Source organism: Salipiger mucosus DSM 16094 (genome assembly GCF_000442255.1).
Lineage (GTDB): Bacteria > Pseudomonadota > Alphaproteobacteria > Rhodobacterales > Rhodobacteraceae > Salipiger > Salipiger mucosus.
In genome coordinates this window covers 104,829-124,035 of the sequence record NZ_KE557285.1, presented here as the reverse complement: position 1 = coordinate 124,035, position 19,207 = coordinate 104,829, and the positions used below count along the sequence as shown (strand labels likewise).

Genomic DNA, 19,207 nt, shown 5'->3' with positions numbered 1-19,207 from the left:
ACGCGGATGGGCCTCTGGGGCGCGGCGCAGGCCATCGCGGCGGGCTTCGGCGGGCTACTGGGCGCGGGCGCCGTCGACCTTGCGCGCGGCGCGCTGCCGGACGCCACGGCCTTCGGCGCCGTCTTCCTCGCAGAGGCGGCGCTCTTTGCCGCGACCGCGGTCATGGCGCTGCGGGTCATCAGCGGGCGCGGGGCCGCGCCGGCAACACTGGTTCCGGGAGAATGAGCATGTACGATGTCATCGTGGTGGGTGGCGGACCCGCCGGAGCGACCGCCGCCGAGGACCTCGCCCGTTCGGGCGCGACAGTCGCGGTGCTGGACCGGGGCGGACGCATCAAGCCCTGCGGCGGCGCGATCCCGCCCCGCCTGATCGCCGATTTCGCCATTCCCGAGCACCTGCTGGTTGCGCGCATCCGCACCGCGCGGATGGTCTCGCCCACCGGCCGCAGGGTGGACATTCCCATCGAGGACGGTTTCGTCGGCATGGTCGACCGCGAGGACTTTGACGCCTTCCTGCGCGACCGTGCCGAGGCCGCCGGCGCCCATCGGTTCACCGGCACCTACCGCCGCATCGAGCGCAGGGGCAGCACCGCCGTCGTCTTCCGCGACGCCGAGGCCGGCGAAGAGCGCCACCTTCACGCCCGGCTGGTGATCGGCGCCGACGGCGCCCGCTCGCGCGTGGCGCGCGACGAGGTCCCGGGCGGCGACCGGGTGCCCCATGTCATCGCCTACCACGAGATCATCGCCGCGCCTTCGGCCGGCGGCTACGATCCCGATCGCTGCGACGTGGTCTACGACGGCCGCATCTCGCCCGATTTCTACGGCTGGGTCTTCCCGCACGGGGCGCGGGCCAGCGTCGGCATGGGCTCCATGGTGCGCGGCGTCGATCTGAAACGCGCCACCGCCGCGCTGCGCGCGGCAAGCGGCCTCGCCGAGTGCCAGACCATCCGGCGCGAGGGCGCGCCCATTCCCCTGAAGCCGCTCGCGCGCTGGGACAACGGGCGAGACGTGGTGCTCGCCGGTGATGCTGCCGGCGTGGTCGCGCCAAGCTCGGGCGAAGGGATCTATTACGCCATGACGGGCGGACGCGTGGCGGCAAGCGCGGCGATGGCCTGCCTTGCCTCGGGACGCGCGCGTGACCTGCAACTGGCGCGTCGGCTCTTCCTGCGCGAGCATGGCACGGTCTTCCGCGTGCTCGGCTCGATGCAGCGGGCCTACTACCGCTCGGACGATCGGCGCGAGCGCTTCGTCTCGCTCTGCCACGACATGGACGTGCAGCGCCTGACCTTCGAGGCTTACATGAACAAGAAGCTTGTCCGCGCCCGCCCGCTGGCGCACCTGAAGATCGGTCTCAAGAACCTTGCGCATCTCTCCGGGCTGGTGCCGGCGGCGCGCGTCTGAACGGGAAAAAGGCAAGGCGCGGCGGAGGCCTGGTAGGCCCGGAGGGACTCGAACCCCCAACCAAGGCGTTATGAGCGCCCTGCTCTAACCGATTGAGCTACAGGCCCGCCACAGTGAGCTGAGTAGCAGTCCCGGCCCGCTGGTCAAGCGCGAAGCGCGGCTGCCGCGGGCGTTGCGCCCGGACGAGAGGGCGTATTTGCGTATTTTTCAACAAGAAGAAGCATGGGAGGCTGGCACTGCGCCTGCGGTGCGCGCCCCGGTCTTCTTCTTGTTCCAAATACGCAATGGGACGGCCGGACCCGGCGCGACGCAGGATGGCTTGGCGCTTTCCTTCGCGGCCACCTTGCGCTAAGCCCGCGCGCAACGGATCCGGAGGGTTTCATGAGCGACGGCAAGACAAGCATCACCTATGCCGAGGCGGGCGTGGACATCGACGCGGGCAATGCGCTCGTCGAGCGGATCAAGCCCGCGGCAAAGCGGACCAACCGGCCCGGCGTCATGGCCGGGCTCGGCGGATTCGGCGCGCTCTTCGACCTCAAGGGGGCGGGCTTCGATGACCCGGTGCTCGTGGCCGCGACCGACGGCGTGGGCACCAAGCTGAGGATTGCCATCGACACCGGGTACGTCGACGGCGTCGGCATCGACCTCGTGGCCATGTGCGTCAACGACCTGGTCTGCCAGGGCGCCGAGCCGCTGTTCTTCCTCGATTATTTCGCGACGGGCAAGCTCGAGACCGAGACGGCCGCGCGCGTCGTCGAGGGGATCGCCGAGGGCTGCCTGCGTTCGGGCGCCGCTCTGATCGGGGGCGAGACCGCCGAGATGCCGGGCATGTACCCGGCCGGTGACTTCGACCTCGCGGGCTTTGCCGTGGGCGCCATGGAGCGGGGCAGCGCGCTGCCTGCCGAAGTGCGGCCGGGCGACGTTCTGCTGGGGCTTGCCTCGGACGGGGTGCATTCCAACGGCTACAGCCTCGTGCGCCGGGTGGTCGAGCTCTCGGGCCTCGATTGGGAGGCGGAGTGCCCCCTGGGAGGGCGGATCGCTGGGCGCGTCGCTGCTGACGCCCACGCGGCTCTACGTGCGCCCGGCGCTCGAAGCGGTGCGCGCCGGCGGGGTGCACGCGCTCGCGCACATCACGGGTGGCGGCCTGACCGAGAACCTGCCGCGGGTGCTGCCCGAGGGCTGCGGTGCGGCGATCGACCTCGGTGCCTGGGACCTGCCGCCGGTCTTCCGCTGGGTGGCCGAGACCGGCGGGATCGAGACCGGCGAGATGCTCAAGACTTTCAACTGCGGCATCGGCATGGTCGCCGTGGTCGCGCCCGAGCGGGCCGAGGCACTGGCCGCGCTGCTTTCCGAGGCGGGCGAGAGGGTCGTCCCGCTGGGCCATGTCACCGAGCAGGCGGTCGTGTCCTACACCGGTGAACTGGGTTGAAACGCGTCGCGATCCTCATCTCGGGTGGCGGGTCGAACATGGTGACGCTGGTCGATTCGATGACCGGCGATCATCCGGCGCGCCCCGTGCTGGTGCTGTCGAACAACCCGGACGCCGGCGGGCTGGAGAAGGCCGAGGCGCGCGGTGTGCCGACGGCGGTGGTGGATCACCGTCCCTTCCGTGGTGATCGCGCCGCCTTCGAGGCGGAGCTGACCGCGCGGCTCGAGGAGGCCGCGCCGGACATCCTGTGTCTCGCGGGCTTCATGCGGGTGCTGACCGAGGATTTCGTGACGCGCTGGCAGGGCCGCATGCTGAACATCCATCCGTCGCTGCTGCCCAAGTACCGGGGGCTGCACACCCATGCCCGCGCGCTCGAGGCCGGCGATGCCGAGCACGGCTGCTCGGTGCACGAGGTCACGCCCGAGCTCGACGGCGGGCCGATCCTGGGACAGGCGCGCGTGCCCGTCGCTCCCGGCGACACGCCAGACACGCTGGCGACCCGCGTCCTCGAGATGGAGCATCGGCTCTACCCGGCGGTGTTGCGGCGCTTTGCCGAGGGCGACCGCCGCCCGGTGGAACTGCCCTGAGCGCGGGCGCCGCGCCCGATACGAATGGCTCAATTGTCCGAATCCCGGGCTGCCGCGATCCTGAGACGGGGCGCGGCATGTGAATGCGCCCCTCATGGGAGGAGGACACGCACAGATGGGACTACTCGACAAGCTCTTTGGCGGTGACGAGGATACGGCCGGCGCGCCACCGAAATTCACCCACGTGAAGATCCACCCGCAGGTGGATGACGGCATCCCGCCGACCGCGCCGGGCTTTTCCGGCGGCACGCTGCAGTGCAAGTGCGCGAACAACGCGGTGGTGGTGACCGTGGGCGACCAGACGGCGCACAACCACGTCTGCGGCTGCACCAAGTGCTGGAAGCCGGACGGGGCGATCTTCAGCCAGATCGCGGTCGTGGCGCGCGACAAGGTGGACGTGACCGAGAACGGCGACAAGCTCGACGTGGTGGATGCCTCGGCGGCGATCCAGCGCCATGCCTGCCGCGATTGCGGCGTGCACATGTACGGCCGCATCGAGGACTCCAATCACCCGTTCCACGGGCTCGATTTCGTCCATACCGAGCTGTCGGCCCAGACCGGCTGGGCGGCGCCCGAGTTCGCGGCCTTCGTCTCGTCGATCATCGAATCCGGCGTCGATCCGGCGCGCATGGATGACATCCGGGGCCGGCTGAGTGAACTGGGGCTCACACCCTACGATTGTCTTTCGCCGCCCCTGATGGACGCGATCGCGACCCATGTCGCCAAGCAGAAAGGCGTGCTGTCCTGACGGTTCGGGAGCCGCCGGCGCTTTCGGCGGACCTGTCCGGAGAGGCATGACCGGGGGAGTGGCGGATGGTCCGGCGCTCCCCCTCGGCTTGCCAACGGCGCGGCGCTCCGAGGGTCGCTGTGTTGGCGGTCGCTCGCGATGTGAGGCCTAGTGTGATTTCTCAGGTTTTTCTCTCAACATACTGAAATGCATGAGCTTATCGCCCTTGCACGGAGGGTTCAGCCTGTCTGTGACCCAGGCCGTGGAATGGCTGTTTCCCGCCCGGTGTGCCGTCGTCGACCGTAACCGTTGCAAGGTGAAGAGAATCCGTTACGCTTCCTCCCGGGAGGAGTGCAACATGAACAAATTCGCGGAGATTGCCCCGCAGTCACGGATCCGTTCCGTGGCCATCGTCGACGACCACCCGCTCTACAGCGACGCCCTGGCAGCGGCGCTGAGCCTGGTCTTTCCGCAATGCAAGGTAGAACGCTCGCAGACGCTGAGCGCCGCCATCAAGCTGGTCGAGGGCGGCTTTTCCCCCGACCTCGTGATGTTCGACCTCAAGCTGCCGGACGTCAGCGGCATTTCCGGGTTCCAGAGGATGCGCGCGGCATTGCCCGATACGCCGATCCTTGTGATCTCGTCGCTGACCTCGGTGCAGGTCGTGCATGCGCTCATGGAGGAGGGCGCGGCCGGCTATCTGCCCAAGGACGCCTCGGCGCAGGTGCTGCGCGCGGCGCTGCAGGACATCGGCGCCGGGCGCAAGTCTCTGCCGCCGGGCTACCGGCCCACGGCGGCGCAGCCCGAGGATCCCTGCCAGTTCAGCATGCAGCACCCGCGGCTGGCCGAGCTCACGCCGCAGCAGCGGCGCATCATGCGGCTGATCTGCGCTGGCAAGCCCAACAAGCAGATCGCCTACGAGCTTTCGCTGGCCGAGGCCACGGTCAAGGCGCATATCACCGCGCTGTTGCGCCGGCTGGGGGTCAAGAACCGGACCCAGGCGGCGGTGCTGATCGAGGGCGCCCAGGGGGCGGCGGGCGCGACCGCGGACGACGCGGACGCCCAGGCCTTCCTCAGCCACTGACCCGCAAGGGAGTGTCGCGATGACCGCCGCGCCGCGCCCGCCGCACTTCGTCACCATCGCCGTCTCGCGTGCTTCCGATGCGCGCGAGGCGGTGGACGAGGCGCTTGCCGCGCTCGACCTGCGCGAGACCTGCTTCGTGCTGGCCTTCGTGCCCGACGGCCACGACCTCGATGTCACGGCGCGGGCTCTCGAGGCCGGAGGGCAGGGCGTGCCCATCTTCGGCTGCACCACGGCCGGGCAGATCACGCCGATGGGCTACGAGTCCGAGGCCCTTCTGCTGATCGCCTTCCCGCGCGAGCATTTCCGCTGCGCCTCGATGCTGATCGCGCCGCTCAGGCCGGTGTCGATCCAGTCGGTGGCGGCGCAGGTGCGCATGCATGCCGGAAACTTCCGCCGCACCGCCGGCTGGGACCGCCTCGCTCTGATCCTGGCCGACGGGCTCTCGAAGCAGGAGGACGTGCTTGTCTCGACGCTCGAGGCCGGGCTGGGCGACATCCCGGTTTTCGGCGGCTCGGCCGGCGACAGCCTGGCCTTCCGCGAGACCTTCGTGCTGCACGAGGGGCGCTTTCACAGCGACGCCGCGGTGCTGCTGCTGCTCGAGACGGACCTCGGCTTCCGCGGTCTCGGCTTCGACCATTTCACGCCAACCGAGACGCAGCTCGTGGTGACCGAGGCCGACCCCGAGGAGCGGCTGGTGGTCGAGATCAACGGCGCCCCGGCGGCGGCGGAATATGCACGGCTGGTGGGCTGCGCGACGCAGGATCTCTCGCCGCAGATCTTCGCCGAGAACCCGATGCTCGTGCGGCAGAACATGAACTACCACGTCCGCTCGATCCGCGACGCGCCGGACGGACAGGCACTGTCGATGTTCGGCGCCATCGACGACGGGCTGATCCTGACGCTGGGCCGGGGCAAGGCGGTGATCGAGACGCTGGAGGCCGAGCTCGACGTGCGCGGGCACCGCGAGGAGGCGCCGGACTTCATCCTCGGCTTCGACTGCATCCTGCGGCGTCTCGAGATCGAGCAGAAACAGCTCTCGGCCGAGGCCAGCCGCGTCTTCCGCCAGCGCCGCGTCTTCGGCTTCAACACCTACGGCGAACAGCACTGCGGCGTGCACGTGAACCAGACCTTCGTGGGCGTCGCCTTCTTCGAGCCGGGGAGGCGCGAACTGGAATGATCGATCCCCATGAGCCCCTGGACCGGCAGGTTGAACGGCAGGCCCGCATCATCGACGCGCTGGTGCGCCGCGCCAACCGCCAGCACGAGGTCGGCACCACCGCCTACGGCGCCTTCCAGTCGGCCATCGCGCTGCAGGCGCAGGTCTGGGCCAAGACCCGCGACCTCGAGCGCACCGCCTCGGAGCTGCACAGCGCCCGCGCCGACCGCGAGCGCACGCGCAAGAACCTGGCCGAGGCGCTCTCGGCGATGGAGGGCGGCTTCGCGCTCTTCACCGAGGGGCGGCTCGAGGCCTACAACGATCTCTTCCGCGCGCTGCTGCCCGACGTGGCGGACCGCGTGGTACCGGGTCTGCCGCTCGACGACTATCTCGCGGCAATGGACGACAGCGAGCACGTCGTCTCGGCCGACAGCCACCTTCCGGGGGCGGCCTCGCGGCGCGGCGGCACCGGGACCCCGATGCAGAGCCGCGTGATCGAGCTGACCGGTGATCGCTGGTACCAGGTGAACCTGCAAAGCTCGAGCTCGGACAATGTCGTCCTCCTGATGACCGAGATCACCGATCTCGTGCGGCGCAACCGCTCCGAGAAGGAGAACCTGATCGAAGGGCACGCCGACTACCTGCAGGCGGTCTTCGAGAACATGACCTCGGGCGTCTGCACCTTCGCGCCCGACGGCACGCTGATGATGCACAATTCGCAGTTCCGCCGGCTGCTGGGGCTGCCCTTCACCATGCTCCAGAAGGGCACCGAGATGGGCCGCCTGCTGGACTTCATGAAGACCTACCGGCTGGTCGAGGAAGACGCCGAGCTGGAGCTCGCGATCTGGCAGGAGCGGCTCGACCGGCAGGGGCGGCTGCGCAAGCGGGTGCGCCACGCGCTGGGGCGGGTGCTGGACCTGCACGCCCACAAGCTGCCGGGCGGCGGCGTGCTGGTCGAGCTCAAGGACGTGACGCTGGAACACCGCGCCACCGAGATGCTCGAGAACCGCGTGGCCGAGCGCACCGCCGAGCTCACCCGCGCCAACCAGCGCCTGACCGAACAGTACGAGCAGAAGGCCCGCGTCGAGGAGGAGCTGCGGCAGGCCAAGGAACGGGCCGAGGCGGCGGTCTCGTCCAAGACGCGCTTCCTCGCGGCGGCGAGCCATGATCTGCTGCAACCGATCAACGCCGCCAAGCTGCTGATCGCCACGCTGGTCGACAGCGCGCAGGGCACCGCGATGGCGCCGACCGTCGAGCGGCTGGACGGCTCCTTCACCTCGATCGAGCACCTGCTGCACGCGCTGCTCGACATCTCGCGGCTGGAATCGACCGACGCGACGCTCACGCCCTCGGATGTCTGCCTCGGCACGCTGATGCGCGGCGTCGCCGAGGACCAGGGCCACGTGGCTGCGCTCAAGGGCGTGCGGCTCGACGTGGTGCCGACCATGGCCTTCGTGCGCTCGGACCCGGTCTACCTGCTGCGGTCGATCCAGAACCTCGTGGTCAACGCGATCCAGTATACCCCCGCGGGCGGGCGCGTGCTGGTGGGGTGCCGGCGCGCGGGCGACCGGCTCGTCCTGCAGGTCTGGGACACCGGGGTCGGCATCAGCCGCAAGGACCAGAAGCGCATCTTCGAGGAGTTCGCCCGCGCCGACAACGTGCCGGCGGGCTCGGGCATGGGGCTGGGGTTGTCGATTGTCGATCGCACCTGCCGACACCTCGGCCACCGGGTGCGCGTGCGCTCCAAGCCCGGCGTCGGGTCGGTCTTTTCCATCGAGATGGAGCTGGTGGAGGGGCAGCCCGCCCGCAGCGAGGAGCGCGGCGGCGAGACGACCGGGGACGAGGACATCTGCGACCACATCGTGCTGGTGATCGAGAACGACCCGGACGTGCTCTACGCCACGACGCAGAAGCTCGAGACCTGGGGCGCCAGCGTGCTGCCCGCGGCCTCGACCGCCGAGGCGCTGGGGTTCGTGCGCGACATGGGGCTGCCGCCGGACATCATCCTGGCCGACTACCAGCTCGACGATGGCGACACCGGCGACCGCGCCATCGCCGCCATCCGCGAGGCCACCGGCGTGAAGGTGCCCGCCATCATGATCACCGCCGACCGGCGCGATGTCGTGCTGCGCCGGGGGGCCGAGCTGGGCTTCTCGGTGCTGACCAAGCCCGTGCAACTGTCGCGCCTGCGCCCGCTGATCGACTGGAAAATCCGCTGGCAGGCGCCCGACGACGCGGCATGAAAGGCAACGCGCCGGGGACACCGACGAAGGTCGGCCATGACAGCGACGGCGGCGACGCTCAGGCTCGGCCCCGAGGGAGGAGGATACCGACGATGCACAGGACTTTGACTTTTCTGGCGGCCCTCGCGCTGGCCGGCGCCGCGGGCGCGGCAAGCCCGCAGGACAGCACCACCGAGGGCCCCTACGACCTGCTGTTCCGGCAGGGCACGCTCGACGACGTCGCGCAGGACCGGACGCTGGTCTACACCCGCGAGGTGACCAATGCCGCCGACCCCGAGGCCGCCGCGGGAGAGACCGGCCTCGTGGCGCTGTCCTTTTCCGAGGGCGAGCGCGACACCATGGCGAACCTGCAGTTCCGGCAGGAGGGCAAGCACCGCAACCTCGGCAGCTTCCCGGCGAGCGTGGGCAACCCGATGATCATGGTCTTCTACGAGACGGTCATTCGTGACATGGCCGAGGCGACGGGCGGCTCGGCCTTCTACATCCGCAACCGCGTCAAGGAGGCTCTGGTCGAGCCCGCCGAGATCAGCCAGGGCGAGGCGCGCTTCGAGGGGGGCGAGGTGCCGGTGACCCGCGTCGTCATGCATCCCTTCGCCGACGATGCCGAGCGCGCGCGTATGGGCCCCTTCGCGGATCTCGAGCTTTCGGTCGTCATGTCCGACGAGGTGCCGGGCTGGTATCTCAGCCTGACGGCCAACGCGCCCGACGCCTCCGGCGGGGACGGGGGCTATGTCACCGACATGCGCTTCGACACGCTGGAGCCCGCACGATGATCCGCGCGGTGCTCGTCGCCTTCGCGGGCCTCGCCGCCGCCCCGGTCGCGGCGCAGACCGTTCCGGCGCCCAGCGTCGCCGACCGGCTCAATGACTACCCGACCGAGGCGCGGGCGGACTACGTCTTCGGCTGCATGGCGACCAACGGCCAGACCCGGCAGGCGCTGCGCCAGTGCGCCTGCTCCATCGACGAGATCGCGTCGATCCTGCCCTACGAAGACTACGTCGAGGCCGAGACCGTGCTCTCGATGCGCCGCACCGGCGGCGAGCGCATGGCGATCTTCAACGGCGCGGCGGTGACGACCGAGCTGGTCGCCAAGCTGCGCCGCGCCCAGGCCGAGGCCGAGCTGGTCTGCTTCTGAACGCGGGGCGGCGGCGGCTCAGCCGCCCGCCGCCTTGGGCAGCACCTGCTCGTAGCGCGCGCCGCCCGTATCCGTGGCCACCACCGTCAGCGCCTGCGCGCCGTTGTCGTCGTAGGCGAAGCGGAACACCGGGTTCGCGCTGATCGAGATGCCGCCCTCCATCGACCACAGCAATTCGTCGCCCTGGCGCACTTCGATACGGTCGATGAACTGCGCCGGAATGAAGAGCTGGGTCACCTGGTCGCGCTGCAGCCCCGAGTGGTTCGGATGCCGGATGGTCAGCTCGGCCTCGCGCCGCGGCACCGAGATCGCGGCCTCGGTCCCGGCGTGGTGCAGGGTCATGCCGCCAGCCTCGGCGAGCGCCTTTTCCGGATCGCCCGCCGCCGGGGCCGAGCATCCGCCCGAGGCCTTCACGAAACCGCCGGCCATGCGCAGCCCCTCGGGCGTGCGCGCGATGGCGCGGACGTTGGAATACTGGTCGACGCGGATGTTCAGGGCGAAGTCCAGAGGCATCATCGCCGGTCCGAAGGTGAATTCGCCCGCGACCGGCGCGGGGTTCTCGTCGATCACCACCACCGCGCCCTCGATCCGGATCTCCGGGTCGGTCTGGCGCAGGTGGATCGGCACCGAGGCTGCGTCCTCGGCCCGGTAGGGCGTCTCGAACGCGATCAGGCCCTCGGCGGAGGCGATGGGCGCGGGGCCCACGACGTCCTCCCTGATCGCCTGCCAGCTGGCGCTTTCGGTCATGGGGTTTGCCTTGTCCGCGGCGGCGACCGGGACCGGCAGCGCGATTGCCGCGGCGAGCGCCGCGGCGGTCAGGAATGGTCTGGCCATGCTCCTCCTCCTCGCATGGAATGTGCGCGAAGTGTGCCACGGGCCGCACCCGCGGCCTACACGTCGCATGGTCGGTATCGACCCGCGCGCCTCAGCCCTCGCTGCGGGCGGCCTCCTGCAGCATCTGCGCCAGCGCGTAGAGCCGCTTGTCCAGCAGCACCGGCGTCTCGCAGAGGTAGGTGATGTTCTGCTGGCGGTCCGAGTAGATCCGCTGGTCCCAATCCACCTGCTCCTCGAGCGTGTCCACCCGGTCGAAGTCGGGCTCGCTCTTGTCCATCTCGGCGGTCATCTCGCTGCGCGCGGCGTCGATGCGGTCCGAGAGCGCGATCTGGCTCAGCGAGAACTCCTCGATCCCGTCGATGATCCGTCGCCGCCGCGTCGAGAGCGTGTCGAAGACCCGCTTGAAGACCGCGCCCATCAGGGCCATGTCGCGGCCCTGCGCCTCGGCGAACTCCTCGACAGCCGCCCGCGCGCTCTCGAGGTCGACGCGGCGCAGCGCGAGCGTCTCGGCCAGCTCTTCGACGGCGCGGCCGGTTTCGGGCGCGAGATCCACCTCTTCCAGCGGCGCGGGCCACATCAGGCCCACGGACAGCCGCTCGACCTTGCGCTGGATGCAGGGCCATGTGGGGTCTGAATAATCGGCCGCCAGGGCCGGGGTCGTGGCTGTCGCGAAAAGCGACACGAGCGCTGCCGTCAGCGCTGGCGTTCGCGGTATGCGCATGATTAATCCTCCCTGCGGCGATGATGGGGCAGGGTGCGTTCCAAGTCCATTGCGACCAATACCCACCATTGGCGGTATTGTTCGAAAACGGACCGGCCTCCCATACTCCGATCAATCGCCGAGAGAGCGAAACGGAACGATCTGATTCAGGAGGGAGACTGCATGCGCACCCGTGCAGCCGTGGCCTTGGAGGCCGGCAAACCATTGGAAATCATGGAGGTGGAGCTCGACGGCCCCAAGGCGGGCGAAGTGCTCGTCGAGATCAAGGCCACCGGCATCTGCCACACCGACGAATTCACCCGCTCGGGCGCGGACCCGGAAGGGTTGTTCCCGACGATCCTCGGTCACGAGGGCGCGGGCGTCGTCATGGAAGTGGGCGAGGGCGTCACCACGCTGAAGCCCGGCGACCACGTCATTCCGCTCTACACGCCCGAGTGCCGCGAATGCGCCTCGTGCCTCTCGGGCAAGACCAACCTGTGCACCGCGATCCGCGCGACCCAGGGCCAGGGCCTCATGCCCGACGGCACCACGCGCTTCAAGATGCTCGACGGCACGCCGATCTATCACTACATGGGCTGCTCGACCTTCGCGAACCACACGGTGATGCCCGAGATCGCGCTCGCCAAGGTCCGCGATGACGCACCCTTCGACAAGATCTGCTACATCGGCTGCGGCGTCACCACCGGCATCGGCGCGGTGATCAACACCGCGGGCGTCGAGATCGGCTCTACCGCGGCTGTCTTCGGTCTCGGCGGCATCGGCCTCAACGTGATCCAGGGCCTGCGCATGGCGGGTTGCGACAAGATCATCGGCGTCGACCTCAACGACGACAAGCAGGAGATGGCGAAGAAGTTCGGCATGACCCACTTCGTCAACCCGTCGAAGGTCGACGACGTGAAGGCCGAGATCATCAACCTCACCAAGACCGATTTCGACCAGATCGGCGGCGTGGACTACAGCTTCGACGCCACGGGCAACGTGCAGGTGATGCGCGATGCGCTGGAATGCTCGCACCGCGGCTGGGGCGTCTCGGTCATCATCGGTGTCGCGCCGGCCGGCGCGGAAATCTCGACCCGTCCGTTCCAGCTGGTCACCGGCCGGGTCTGGAAGGGCACCGCTTTCGGCGGCGCCAAGGGCCGCACCGACGTGCCGAAGTTCGTCGAGTGGTACATGGACGGCAAGATCGAGATCGACTCCATGATCACCCACAAGCTGACGCTCGACAACATCAACGAGGGGTTCGAGCTGATGCACGAGGGCAAGTCGATCCGCGCGGTGGTCGAGTACTGATGGAGACCCTCGCGGAAAACAGAAGCTTCGGAGGCGTGCAGGGCGTGTATCGGCACGCCTCCGAGACCTGCGGCTGCGACATGACCTTCGCGGTCTACATGCCGCCGCAGGCCGCCGACGGCCCGGTCCCGGTGCTGTGGTATCTCTCGGGTCTGACCTGCACCCACGAGAACGCCATGACCAAGGGCGGTTTCCAGGAACACGCGGCGAAGCACGGCCTTGCGGTCGTGTTTCCCGACACCTCGCCGCGCGGCGAGAGCGTCGCCGACGACGAGGCCTATGACCTCGGGCAGGGCGCGGGGTTCTACGTCAACGCCAAGCGCGAGCCGTGGAAGCCGCACTTCCGGATGTACGACTACATCACGCAGGAGCTGCGCGGCGTGGTCGAGGGCATGAAGGGCATCGGTGGGCGTCACGGCATCACCGGGCACTCGATGGGCGGCCACGGCGCGCTGACCATCGCCATGCGCAACCCCGAGGCCTACGACAGCCTTTCGGCCTTCGCGCCGATCGCGCATCCCACCCAGTCGGACTGGGGGCGCAAGCAGCTCTCGGCCTACCTCGGCGACGACGAGGGCTGCTGGGCGGTGCACGACTCGACCCTGCTCATGGAAGAGCACGGCTGGAAGGACGACATCCTCGTCGACCAGGGCGGCAGCGACCAGTTCCTCGACCTGCTCAAGCCCGAGGCGCTGGCCGCGGCCATCGCCCGTCGGCGCCAGGCGGCGACCTTCCGGATGCAGGCCGGCTACGACCATTCGTATTTCTTCGTGCAGAGCTTCGCGGGCGACCACGTCGCCTGGCACGCGGAACGACTCAAGTGACGACCAGGGAAAGGACCCGCATGATCGGAAGAATGCTTGCAGCCAGCGCGGTCGCGCTCACCCTCACCGGGGGAGCCGCGATCGCCGAAAGCCACGGCGGCATGGAGATCACCGGCGACGCCGAAGCCGGCGAGCGCGTGTTCCGCAAGTGCCGCGCCTGCCACATGGTGGGCGAGGACGCGCAGAACCGCGTGGGCCCGGTGCTCAACGGCGTCATCGGGCGGAACGTCGCCTCGGTCGAGGACTTCGCCTACTCCGACACGCTCGCCACGATGGGCGAGGAGGGCAAGACCTGGACCCCCGAGGAAATGGCGGCCTTTCTCGAAAAGCCCCGCGACTACGCCGAGGGCACCAAGATGGCCTTCGCCGGTCTGCGCAAGGAAGAGGACCGCGCGGACGTGATCGCCTATCTCGCCACCTTCGGAACGGAGGGTGACGGCGGCTCCTGATCACACGAGTTTGCGTCCGGCCCCGGCAGGAGGAGGAAAGCCCGGGGCCGGACGTCACGAAGCGCGACCGCGCGTCCCTGGCGCCGTCGTGGCCATTTAAAGGGAGGAGAAGATGAAGACCAAACTGACGCTTTTGACGTCCGGGATCGCTTTGTGCGCGGCAAGCGCCGCGCTCGCGAACGATGACCTGATGTCGATCATGGACGATCCCACGCAGTGGGCGATCCAGACCGGCGACTACGCCAACCAGCGCTATTCCGAGCTCGACCAGATCACCGCCGAGAACGTCGGTGAGCTGCAGGTGGCCTGGACCTTCTCGACCGGCGTTCTGCGCGGGCACGAAGGCTCGCCGCTGGTGGTTGACGACACCATGTTCGTGCACGCGCCGTTCCCCAACACGGTCTTCGCGCTCGACCTTGCCAACGAGGGCAAGATCAAGTGGAAGTACGAGCCCAAGCAGGACCCGAACGTCATCCCGGTGATGTGCTGCGACACGGTGTACCGGGGCGTCGCCTATGCCGATGGCAAGATCTTCCTGCACCAGGCCGACACCACCGTGGTCGCGCTCGACAGCGAGACCGGCGAGGTTGTCTGGGAAGTCGAGAACGGCGATCCCTCGAAGGGCGAGACCAACACCGCGACCGTGCTTCCGGTCAAGGACAAGGTCATCGTCGGCATCTCGGGCGGCGAGTTCGGCGTGCGCGGCCACGTCACCGCCTACAACATGGAGACCGGCGAGCAGGAGTGGCGCGCCTATTCCATGGGCCCGGACGAGGAGATGCTCGTCGATCCCGAGAACACCACCCACCTGGGCGAGCCCATCGGCGCCGACTCCAGCCTGAACACCTGGGAAGGCGACCAGTGGACCATCGGCGGCGGCACCACCTGGGGCTGGTATTCCTATGACCCCGAGGCCGACCTGATCTACTACGGCACCGGCAACCCCTCGACCTGGAACCCGGCGCAGCGCCCGGGCGACAACCGTTGGTCGATGACCATCATGGCACGTGACCCCGACGACGGCATGGCCAAGTGGTTCTACCAGATGACGCCCCACGACGAGTGGGACTACGACGGCGTCAACGAGATGATCCTGACCGACCAGGAGATCGACGGCGAGGAGCGCAAGCTGCTCACACACTTCGATCGGAACGGCCTGGCCTACGTGATGGATCGCGTCAGCGGCGAGCTGATCTCGGCCGACAAGTACGACCCGGTGGTGAACTGGACGACCGGCGTCGACATGGACCCCGAGTCCGAGACCTACGGCCGGCCCGAAGTGGTGGCGGAATACTCGACCGAACAGAACGGCGAGGACGTCAACACCACCGGCGTCTGTCCCTCGGCGCTCGGCACCAAGGACCAGCAGCCGGCGTCCTACTCGCCCAAGAGCGAGACCTTCTACGTGCCGACGAACCACGTCTGCATGGACTACGAGCCCTTCCGCGTGGCCTATACCGCGGGTCAGCCCTACGTCGGCGCGACGCTGTCGATGTACCCGGCGCCCGACAGCCACGGCGGCATGGGCAACTTCATCGCCTGGGACAACATCAACGGCGAGATCAAGTGGTCCATCCCCGAGCAGTTCTCGGTCTGGTCGGGCGCGCTTGCGACCGCGGGCGACGTGGTCTTCTACGGCACGCTGGAAGGCTACCTCAAGGCCGTGGACGCCGAGACCGGCGATGAGCTCTACCGCTTCAAGACCCCCTCGGGCATCATCGGCAACGTGATGACCTACGAGCATGACGGCAAGCAGTATGTCGGCATCCTCTCGGGCGTCGGCGGCTGGGCCGGCATCGGCCTCGCGGCGGGCCTCACCAACCCGAACGAGGGCCTCGGCGCCGTGGGCGGCTATGCCGCGCTGAGCGACTACACCGCGCTCGGCGGCCAGCTGACCGTCTTCGCGCTGCCCGACTGATCGGCCGCGCAATCCCGGGGGCCGGCATCGTCGCCGGCCCCCGACACCCAAGGTTTCCAGAACAGGCAGGCACCCAATGACACGATACGCCACCCTTCTTGCGGCCGCCGCCGCCACCGCGGCCACGTTCGCGGCCGGCGCGCTGAGCGCGGCGGACGTCTCGATGGACGACCCCAACATCGCCGCGGCCTACGAGGACGGCGGACGCTACTTCACCGAGGACGACATCCCCACCTTCAACGTCCAGGAGGACGGCACGGTGGACTGGCCGACCTTCTCGGGCTTCCGTCGCTACCACGCGGAATGCCACGTCTGCCACGGCCCCGACGGCGAGGGCTCGACCTACGCCCCGGCGCTCAAGAACTCCGCCGTCGAGATGGACTACTACGACTTCGTCGACGTCGTCGTGAACGGCCGGCAGAAGGTCGGCGCGGCCGAGAACTCGGTGATGCCGGCGTTCGGCACGAACCCCAACGTGATGTGCTACCTCGACGACATCTACACCTACCTCAAGGCGCATGGCTCGGGCGCGATCGGGCGGGGCCGTCCGGCCAGCAAGGAAGCCAAGAGCGACACCTTTGCCGAGAACGAAGATGCCTGCATGGGCTAAGTCCCGCGCCGCGTTCGCGGTGGTGACCCTCGCGGCCCTGCTGGCCTCCCGGGCAGGGCCGGGTGACGCGCAGACCTCGGACCTGGTCTCGAAGACCGCCTTCCGGGTCTGCGCGGATCCGGCCAACGACCCGATGTCGATGGAGGACGGCAGCGGCTACGAGAACAGGCTGGCCGAGCTCATCGCAGCCAAGCTGGACCGCCCGGTGCAATACACCTGGTTCCCCATGGCGACCGGCTTCATCCGCAACACGCTGAAGGCCGGCAAGTGCGACGTGGTGATGGGCTATGCGCAGGGTCACGAGATGGTGCTGAACACCAACCACTACATGGTCTCGACCCACGTGCTCGTCGTGCCGAAGGACGGCGACCTGGCGGGCGTGACCGAGCTGTCGGACCCGGCGCTTCAGGGCCGCTCGCTCGGGGTGACGGCCGGCGCGCCCCCGGCGACACATCTCGCGCGCAACGGGCTCATCGGCGCGGCGAAGCCCTACGCGCTGCACGTCGACCGCCGCTACGAGAGCCCCGCGCTCGACATGCTCGACGACGTGGATGCGGGCGAGATCGACGGCGCGGTGATGTGGGGCCCGATCGCGGGTCCGCTGGTCAAGCGCGACCACCCCGACCTCAAGGTGATTCCGCTCCTCAACGAGGCGGCGGCCCCGCGGCTCTTCTACCGCATCACCATGGGCGTGCGGCGCGGCGAGAAGGTCTGGCAGCGCGAGCTCAACTCGCTGATCCGGCGCCACCAGGACGAGATCGACGCGCTCCTGACCGAGGCGGGCGTGCCGCTGGTCACCGACATGGGAGACGCGGTGCGCGAGGTCGGACAATGACCCGGCTGCTGGCGGCGCTCCTGCTGCTGCCGGCAGCCCTTTCCGCGGGGGTGCCCGAGCCCGAGGGCTACCGCGACGACCACTACCGCGGACCCGTGCCCGCCACCCTCGAAGGCGCGACGGTCGTCGGTCCCGAACAGGCGTTCGAGCTCTGGTCCGACGACGCGGCGGCCTTCGTCGATGTCCTCCCGCGCGCACCGAAACCCGCGAACCTGCCCGAGGGCACGATCTGGCGCGAAAAGGCGCGGCACTCGATCCCGGGCGCGCTCTGGCTGCCCAACGTGGGCTATGGCGCACTGGCCAAGGAGACCGAGACCTACTTCCGCGAGGGGCTCGCGGCCGCGAGCGGCTCCGACAAGGCGCGCCCACTGGTCTTCTTCTGCCTCGAGGAATGCTGGATGTCCTGGAATGCCGCCAAGCGCGCGCTGACCTACGGCTATGCCGAGGTCTACTGGCTGCCCGAGGGCACCGACGGCTGGACGCTCTGGGACTATCCGACCGAAGAGGTCACGCCCTGGCAGCCCTGATCTCGCGGCAGGCCCCGCGCAGAAGCATCTTCTGGCTGGAAATATCCCGGGGGTCCGGGGGCAGCGCCCCCGGCCTTGCCCTCAGTAGCCCGCGATCCGCGTCTCGGCTGTGCTGACCGTGCCGTCGGTATCGGTCATGGTCACGCCCAGATGTCCGGTATCGCCCGGCACCGAAAGCTTCAGCGCAGGGTTCTCTGACAGCGAAATACTGCCCGTCATCTCGACGTAGCCCGCGCCGTCGGTGTCGATCTCCACCGTCTCGACGTAGCGCATCGGGATGAAGAGCAGCGAGACCTGGTCCATCTGCATGCCGGAATGCGAGGGATGCGAGATGTCCACGTCGAGCCGCCGCAAGCGGTCGGCGAGGCCCGCCAGCCGCTCGGTCGCCGTGGCACGGGGCAGGGGGCCTCCGACGCTCAGGACCATGTCGCCCAGCGTGGCCAGCGCCTTCTCGGGGTCGGTGCCCGGCGGCGCCGCGCAGGCGCCCTGGCCCGAGGTCTTGACGAAGCTCTCGGAGACGAAGAGCCGGCCGTCGGTGGTCTCGGCCACCACATGCAGCGGGGTGGGCCCGTTGATACGCAGTGTCACGTCGAAGGCGAAGCGCGCCTGCGGCTGCTTCAGCGCGAAGACCGCCGAGACCGGCATCGGGTTCTCGTCCAGAACGACGGTCACCTCGCCGATGCGCGTGCCCTCGGGCGCGGTGACCCGGGCAGAGACATGGGTGCGTGCGTCCTCGTACGTCCGGTAGGGCGCATCGACGGACAGTACGGTTCGGCCTGTGACAAGTACGCGATCTCCGTACAGTTCGCGTTTCAGCGCGTCCCAGGTCTCGCCCGCCTGCAGGGGCGGGGCGGCGGCGAGCAGGAGCGTGGTCGCGATGGCGGCGCGGATCATTCGGAATCCTCCGGAAAGAACGTGCGGTCGAGGATGTAGCGCATGCCCCGCGACCAGCTTTCGTCGGTGTTCGAGCGGATGTCGACGACCCGGCCGCGCACCATGTCGCCACTCCCGGCCTCGCGCATCTGCAGGTTCATCGACAGGATCAGGTTCGACACCTTCTGCACCTCGCCCACGAGCGAGTAGTCGGCCTCGAGGGTCTGCGCCATGCGGGTGTCGCAGCCATAGCACTTGGCCGGGTTCACCGTGCTCTCCAGTCGCTCGGCCACCGGGTCGAGCGGGACCAGCGCGAAGCCCTCGGCCTCGAAGCGGTCGCGGACCATCTCCTCGAGCATCGCCAGGCGCGCGGTCTCGTCGGGGTTCTCGCCGAACATCTCGGTCTGCATCGAGGTGTCGAGGAAGGTCAGCCCGAAGAAGGCGACGCGCTCGGGCTCGTCGGCCGCGGCGGGGGCGGCGAGGGCGAGGCAGAGCGTCGGAATTGTCATGCGGAGCATGGCGCGAAGGTGCGGCCTCGGCCCGGCCCGCGACAACTTATCCGAAA

General features: G+C 69.0%; 20 protein-coding genes, 1 tRNA gene and 1 pseudogene. 17 read left to right on the top strand and 5 right to left on the bottom strand.

From position 1 onward, the window contains the following. On the top strand, positions 1-225 hold a 225-nt coding region (locus SALMUC_RS31365), incomplete at its 5' end, for a PucC family protein (RefSeq protein ID WP_037372901.1). Positions 226-227: 2 nt separating this feature from the next. Continuing rightward, positions 228-1,400, top strand: a complete 1,173-nt coding sequence (locus SALMUC_RS24845; protein WP_020039903.1) for a geranylgeranyl diphosphate reductase — start codon at positions 228-230, stop codon at positions 1,398-1,400. Positions 1,401-1,430: 30 nt separating this feature from the next. Here SALMUC_RS24845 and SALMUC_RS24840 read toward each other — a convergent pair. Beyond that, a tRNA-Ile gene (locus SALMUC_RS24840) sits at positions 1,431-1,507 on the bottom strand. A 274-nt stretch (positions 1,508-1,781) separates the two neighbouring features. On the opposite strand from SALMUC_RS24840, the pseudogene purM reads away from it, so the two are divergent. The 8 genes and pseudogenes from purM (at position 1,782) to SALMUC_RS24800 (ending at position 9,761) form a co-directional block, all read left to right on the top strand. After that, positions 1,782-2,829 (top strand): annotated as a pseudogene (gene purM / locus SALMUC_RS28580) (phosphoribosylformylglycinamidine cyclo-ligase). Next, positions 2,826-3,416, top strand: a complete 591-nt coding sequence (gene purN / locus SALMUC_RS24830; protein ID WP_020039905.1) for a phosphoribosylglycinamide formyltransferase — start codon at positions 2,826-2,828, stop codon at positions 3,414-3,416. The pseudogene purM and the gene purN overlap by 4 nt, the downstream one beginning before the upstream one ends. 115 nt (positions 3,417-3,531) lie before the next feature. Beyond that, positions 3,532-4,164, top strand: coding sequence for an S-(hydroxymethyl)glutathione synthase (gene gfa / locus SALMUC_RS24825; RefSeq protein ID WP_020039906.1), 633 nt, complete (start codon positions 3,532-3,534; stop codon positions 4,162-4,164). Positions 4,165-4,501: 337 nt separating this feature from the next. Then, positions 4,502-5,227, top strand: a complete 726-nt coding sequence (locus SALMUC_RS24820; RefSeq protein WP_020039907.1) for a LuxR C-terminal-related transcriptional regulator — start codon at positions 4,502-4,504, stop codon at positions 5,225-5,227. 19 nt (positions 5,228-5,246) lie between these two features. Next, positions 5,247-6,404, top strand: a complete 1,158-nt coding sequence (locus SALMUC_RS24815; RefSeq protein ID WP_020039908.1) for an FIST N-terminal domain-containing protein — start codon at positions 5,247-5,249, stop codon at positions 6,402-6,404. After that, entirely contained in the window at positions 6,401-8,626 is a 2,226-nt protein-coding gene (locus SALMUC_RS24810; protein WP_020039909.1) for a PAS domain-containing hybrid sensor histidine kinase/response regulator, read from the top strand. The genes SALMUC_RS24815 and SALMUC_RS24810 overlap by 4 nt, the downstream gene beginning before the upstream one ends. Positions 8,627-8,718: 92 nt before the next feature. Beyond that, a complete protein-coding gene (locus SALMUC_RS24805) occupies positions 8,719-9,399 on the top strand; it encodes a hypothetical protein (RefSeq protein WP_021120954.1) in 681 nt (226 codons plus the stop codon). Then, a complete protein-coding gene (locus SALMUC_RS24800) occupies positions 9,396-9,761 on the top strand; it encodes a hypothetical protein (RefSeq protein WP_020039911.1) in 366 nt (121 codons plus the stop codon). Before SALMUC_RS24805 ends, SALMUC_RS24800 begins: the two co-directional genes overlap by 4 nt. 18 nt (positions 9,762-9,779) lie before the next feature. On the opposite strand, the gene SALMUC_RS24795 is transcribed toward SALMUC_RS24800, so the two are convergent. Both SALMUC_RS24795 and SALMUC_RS24790 read right to left on the bottom strand, forming a co-directional pair. Beyond that, complete coding sequence (locus SALMUC_RS24795) at positions 9,780-10,595, bottom strand: quinoprotein dehydrogenase-associated SoxYZ-like carrier (protein ID WP_020039912.1); 816 nt, start codon at positions 10,593-10,595, stop codon at positions 9,780-9,782. A 91-nt stretch (positions 10,596-10,686) separates the two neighbouring features. Next, positions 10,687-11,316, bottom strand: coding sequence for a hypothetical protein (locus SALMUC_RS24790; protein ID WP_020039913.1), 630 nt, complete (start codon positions 11,314-11,316; stop codon positions 10,687-10,689). A 162-nt stretch (positions 11,317-11,478) separates the two neighbouring features. Between SALMUC_RS24790 and SALMUC_RS24785 the strand changes: the two genes are divergently transcribed. The 7 genes from SALMUC_RS24785 (at position 11,479) to SALMUC_RS24755 (ending at position 17,769) form a co-directional block, all read left to right on the top strand. Next, on the top strand, positions 11,479-12,606 hold the full coding sequence (locus SALMUC_RS24785; protein WP_020039914.1) for an S-(hydroxymethyl)glutathione dehydrogenase/class III alcohol dehydrogenase: 1,128 nt from the start codon (positions 11,479-11,481) through the stop codon (positions 12,604-12,606). Continuing rightward, positions 12,606-13,430, top strand: a complete 825-nt coding sequence (gene fghA / locus SALMUC_RS24780; RefSeq protein WP_020039915.1) for an S-formylglutathione hydrolase — start codon at positions 12,606-12,608, stop codon at positions 13,428-13,430. The genes SALMUC_RS24785 and fghA overlap by 1 nt, the downstream gene beginning before the upstream one ends. Positions 13,431-13,450: 20 nt before the next feature. Next, a complete protein-coding gene (locus SALMUC_RS24775; RefSeq protein ID WP_020039916.1) occupies positions 13,451-13,879 on the top strand; it encodes a c-type cytochrome in 429 nt (142 codons plus the stop codon). Between the two features lie 112 nt (positions 13,880-13,991). Next, positions 13,992-15,797 carry a methanol/ethanol family PQQ-dependent dehydrogenase gene (locus tag SALMUC_RS24770; protein WP_020039917.1) on the top strand — a complete coding sequence of 602 codons (1,806 nt, stop codon included), beginning with the start codon at positions 13,992-13,994 and terminating at the stop codon, positions 15,795-15,797. A gap of 76 nt (positions 15,798-15,873) precedes the next feature. Further along, positions 15,874-16,407, top strand: coding sequence for a c-type cytochrome, methanol metabolism-related (locus SALMUC_RS24765; RefSeq protein WP_020039918.1), 534 nt, complete (start codon positions 15,874-15,876; stop codon positions 16,405-16,407). Continuing rightward, complete coding sequence (locus tag SALMUC_RS24760; RefSeq protein ID WP_051156026.1) at positions 16,391-17,242, top strand: substrate-binding domain-containing protein; 852 nt, start codon at positions 16,391-16,393, stop codon at positions 17,240-17,242. The genes SALMUC_RS24765 and SALMUC_RS24760 overlap by 17 nt, the downstream gene beginning before the upstream one ends. After that, positions 17,239-17,769 (top strand): PQQ-dependent catabolism-associated CXXCW motif protein, encoded by a 531-nt coding sequence (locus tag SALMUC_RS24755; RefSeq protein ID WP_020039920.1) that lies wholly within the window; start codon positions 17,239-17,241, stop codon positions 17,767-17,769. Before SALMUC_RS24760 ends, SALMUC_RS24755 begins: the two co-directional genes overlap by 4 nt. An 81-nt stretch (positions 17,770-17,850) precedes the next feature. On the opposite strand, the gene SALMUC_RS24750 is transcribed toward SALMUC_RS24755, so the two are convergent. Both SALMUC_RS24750 and SALMUC_RS24745 read right to left on the bottom strand, forming a co-directional pair. Continuing rightward, positions 17,851-18,663, bottom strand: coding sequence for a quinoprotein dehydrogenase-associated SoxYZ-like carrier (locus SALMUC_RS24750; protein ID WP_020039921.1), 813 nt, complete (start codon positions 18,661-18,663; stop codon positions 17,851-17,853). After that, positions 18,660-19,160 (bottom strand): DUF3280 domain-containing protein, encoded by a 501-nt coding sequence (locus SALMUC_RS24745; protein WP_020039922.1) that lies wholly within the window; start codon positions 19,158-19,160, stop codon positions 18,660-18,662. The genes SALMUC_RS24750 and SALMUC_RS24745 overlap by 4 nt, the downstream gene beginning before the upstream one ends. Between the last annotated feature and the right edge of the window lie 47 nt (positions 19,161-19,207).

Coding starts and splice junctions, on each gene's coding strand:
- SALMUC_RS24775 (WP_020039916.1), top strand. CDS start 13,451: ATGATCGGAAGAATGCTTGCAGCCAGCGCGGTCGCGCTCACCCTCACC.
- SALMUC_RS24790 (WP_020039913.1), bottom strand. CDS start 11,316: ATGCGCATACCGCGAACGCCAGCGCTGACGGCAGCGCTCGTGTCGCTT.
- SALMUC_RS24770 (WP_020039917.1), top strand. CDS start 13,992: ATGAAGACCAAACTGACGCTTTTGACGTCCGGGATCGCTTTGTGCGCG.
- SALMUC_RS24785 (WP_020039914.1), top strand. CDS start 11,479: ATGCGCACCCGTGCAGCCGTGGCCTTGGAGGCCGGCAAACCATTGGAA.
- SALMUC_RS24815 (WP_020039908.1), top strand. CDS start 5,247: ATGACCGCCGCGCCGCGCCCGCCGCACTTCGTCACCATCGCCGTCTCG.
- SALMUC_RS24845 (WP_020039903.1), top strand. CDS start 228: ATGTACGATGTCATCGTGGTGGGTGGCGGACCCGCCGGAGCGACCGCC.
- SALMUC_RS24810 (WP_020039909.1), top strand. CDS start 6,401: ATGATCGATCCCCATGAGCCCCTGGACCGGCAGGTTGAACGGCAGGCC.
- SALMUC_RS24745 (WP_020039922.1), bottom strand. CDS start 19,160: ATGCTCCGCATGACAATTCCGACGCTCTGCCTCGCCCTCGCCGCCCCC.
- SALMUC_RS24750 (WP_020039921.1), bottom strand. CDS start 18,663: ATGATCCGCGCCGCCATCGCGACCACGCTCCTGCTCGCCGCCGCCCCG.
- SALMUC_RS24765 (WP_020039918.1), top strand. CDS start 15,874: ATGACACGATACGCCACCCTTCTTGCGGCCGCCGCCGCCACCGCGGCC.
- SALMUC_RS24760 (WP_051156026.1), top strand. CDS start 16,391: ATGCCTGCATGGGCTAAGTCCCGCGCCGCGTTCGCGGTGGTGACCCTC.
- gfa (WP_020039906.1), top strand. CDS start 3,532: ATGGGACTACTCGACAAGCTCTTTGGCGGTGACGAGGATACGGCCGGC.
- fghA (WP_020039915.1), top strand. CDS start 12,606: ATGGAGACCCTCGCGGAAAACAGAAGCTTCGGAGGCGTGCAGGGCGTG.
- SALMUC_RS24795 (WP_020039912.1), bottom strand. CDS start 10,595: ATGGCCAGACCATTCCTGACCGCCGCGGCGCTCGCCGCGGCAATCGCG.
- SALMUC_RS24800 (WP_020039911.1), top strand. CDS start 9,396: ATGATCCGCGCGGTGCTCGTCGCCTTCGCGGGCCTCGCCGCCGCCCCG.
- SALMUC_RS24805 (WP_021120954.1), top strand. CDS start 8,719: ATGCACAGGACTTTGACTTTTCTGGCGGCCCTCGCGCTGGCCGGCGCC.
- SALMUC_RS24820 (WP_020039907.1), top strand. CDS start 4,502: ATGAACAAATTCGCGGAGATTGCCCCGCAGTCACGGATCCGTTCCGTG.
- SALMUC_RS24755 (WP_020039920.1), top strand. CDS start 17,239: ATGACCCGGCTGCTGGCGGCGCTCCTGCTGCTGCCGGCAGCCCTTTCC.